The 2366-nt window shown below is 61.3% G+C and carries 4 protein-coding genes; 2 read left to right on the top strand and 2 right to left on the bottom strand.

Annotated features, from left to right (window positions below; all coding sequences use genetic code 11):
* Positions 1–58: 58 nt before the first annotated feature.
* Both WBR57_RS22165 and aroQ read right to left on the bottom strand, forming a co-directional pair.
* Entirely contained in the window at positions 59–907 is an 849-nt protein-coding gene (locus WBR57_RS22165) for a shikimate dehydrogenase (protein ID WP_424086628.1), read from the bottom strand.
* Entirely contained in the window at positions 907–1353 is a 447-nt protein-coding gene (gene aroQ, locus WBR57_RS22160; protein WP_424086626.1) for a type II 3-dehydroquinate dehydratase, read from the bottom strand. The genes WBR57_RS22165 and aroQ overlap by 1 nt, the downstream gene beginning before the upstream one ends.
* Before the next feature lie 206 nt (positions 1354–1559).
* On the opposite strand from aroQ, the gene WBR57_RS22155 reads away from it, so the two are divergent.
* Both WBR57_RS22155 and WBR57_RS22150 read left to right on the top strand, forming a co-directional pair.
* Positions 1560–2081, top strand: coding sequence for an RNA polymerase sigma factor (locus tag WBR57_RS22155; RefSeq protein WP_424086624.1), 522 nt, complete (start codon positions 1560–1562; stop codon positions 2079–2081).
* A gap of 63 nt (positions 2082–2144) precedes the next feature.
* Positions 2145–2366: FecR/PupR family sigma factor regulator (locus WBR57_RS22150; RefSeq protein ID WP_424086622.1), on the top strand; the 222-nt coding region annotated here is incomplete at its 3' end.

The raw sequence follows: 2366 nt of genomic DNA, 5'->3' as shown, positions 1-2366 counted from the left end.
CAGCAGCATTGGCTGTGACTGACACACCGCATTCGCGAGCAAGCCTGCTCCCACAGTTCTAGGTATTCATGGCTTGAAAATGCGCCAGCATGCGCTGCGCATCCGGCACCTCGCCGCTGAACAGCTCAAACGCCTTCACCGCCTGAAACACCGCCATGTTGCCGCCATCCAGGGTGCGGCAACCCAGCGCGCGTGCGTCGCGCAGCAGTTCGGTTTCCAGTGGGAAATACACGATTTCCGCCACCCACAATTCGGCGCGCAACAGCGCAGCGGGCACCGGTGTGCCCGGCAGCTTGGCCATACCCATCGGCGTGGTGTTGACCAAACCATCGGCCTCGGCCATGGCGTTTTCCAGGTGCTGGCCGACCTGGGCACGACCGGCGCCGAAACGCTGCGCGAGGTTATCCACAAGGTCGCGGGCGCGAGTGACGTCCACGTCGAAAATGCTCAGATGCTCCACACCCTCAGCCAGCAGCGCATGGGCCACTGCGGCACCCGCACCGCCCGCGCCCATCTGCACGACGCGCTGGCGCACGACATCGTTGAAGTTCCTGCGAAAACCTTCGGCAAAGCCCAGGCAATCGGTGTTGTGGCCGATGCGTTTACCGTCCTTGAACACCACGGTGTTGACCGCCCCGATACCCCGGGCCTCGTCGGATAATTCATCGAGCAGCGGCAGGATTGCCTGCTTGCACGGGTAGGTAATGTTCAGCCCGGTGAAGTGCATCAACTCGGCGGCGTCGAGCAGGTCGGGCAGCGCGGTGATGTTCAGTTGCAGCGGTTCCAGGTCGATCAGGCGATACAGGTAACGCAGGCCCTGCGCATCACCTTCCTGTTCATGCAGGGCAGGGGTGCGCGAGCCTTGGATGCCGGCGCCGATCAGGCCGGCGAGGATGCGCGGTTTCATTAGCGAGATCCCTTGAGCAACTGGCCGAAATGCTCCAGGGCCAAGTGGTAGCCGTGGCTGCCGAAACCGGCAAGCACCGCCTTGGCGATGGGCGACACAAATGAGTGATGCCTGAACGCCTCACGCGCATGCACGTTGGATAAATGCACCTCGATCACCGGCACCTCACTGGCCACCAGTGCGTCGCGAATCGCCACTGACGTGTGGGTCCAGGCTGCCGGGTTGATCACGATCCCGGCACAGCGAGCGCGGGCGCCGTGGATCCAGTCGAGCAGCTCGCCTTCGTGGTTGGTCTGGCGAAATTCTATTTTCAGCCCCAGTTGCTCGGCGCTGCGGCCACACAGGGCGGCGACGTCGGCCAGGGTTTCATGGCCGTAAGTGGCGGGCTCGCGGGTGCCGAGCAGATTGAGGTTGGGGCCGTTGAGCACCAGCACGATGGGCGGCATTGGGGTGTCTCCAGAATTATTGTTGGTTGTGCGAGTAAAATGTACTGGATGGTTAATTTGGTCAATTGTTGGCAGCGGTTGTGTTCGATTACCGAACCGTTAATCAAACCGACACAGGCGCCGAATCGGATTAGATATCAATTGAAAATCATTCTCGACAACGCTTAAGATGCCCGCCTGTTTCCTTTACATTCCAGGGAGTCGGTTTGTCGGACGTGGATCTCAAAGGCCTGTTTCTCAAGCATGCCGATACCCTGCGCGGGTATCTGTCGCGCAAGGTACGGGACCCGCAGTTGGCCGCAGACCTGGTGCAGGAGAGTTTTCTGCGCCTGGCGGAAAAACCGGCTGGCGAGCGTATCGACAACTCCCAGGGCTATCTCTATCGAACGGCGAGCAATCTGCTGATCGACCATATTCGCCAGGAGGCGCGGCGCAAGACCGACTCCGTGCCCCACGAGGCGCTGGCCGAGATTGAAGATGAAGTGGCCGGGTTGGAGGCTCAGGCAATGGCGCAGCAACAGCGACAGGCGTTGAAGCAGGCACTGGCGGAGTTGCCGGAGCGGACCCAGCAGATCTTCCGTCTCAACCGCATCGAAGGCATGACTCATGCTCAGGTCGCCCGGCACCTGAACATCTCCGACAGCTCCGTGCAAAAGCATCTGGCCAAGGCTTTGGCGTATGTGATGCAGCGCTTGCAGGAAGGCGAGGTGGCACCATCCGACGAATGAGTTACCGAAATGCGCCAGGTCAGACGTCACAGCGTTACATAACGAAAAATTCGAGATTCACACGTGAATAGCCAGGGTCCGCAACAGCACAGCATTACCGAGGCGGCCGCCGAGTGGGCGGTGCGCCTGCACGCCGGTGCCCTGAACGAACAGGAGCAGGCCGAGCTGCGGCATTGGATCGCCTGCGACAGCCGCCATGAAGCGGCACTGCGCTTCGCCGAACAGACCTGGGCGGCCTTGGGCGAGGTGCATAAAGACGACAGCGTGCACCGGCAGCGCCCAGCG

The sequence above is a fragment of the Pseudomonas sp. genome (genome assembly GCF_049590575.1).
GTDB lineage: Bacteria > Pseudomonadota > Gammaproteobacteria > Pseudomonadales > Pseudomonadaceae > Aquipseudomonas.
This window is presented reverse-complemented; position numbering and strand designations above follow the sequence as displayed.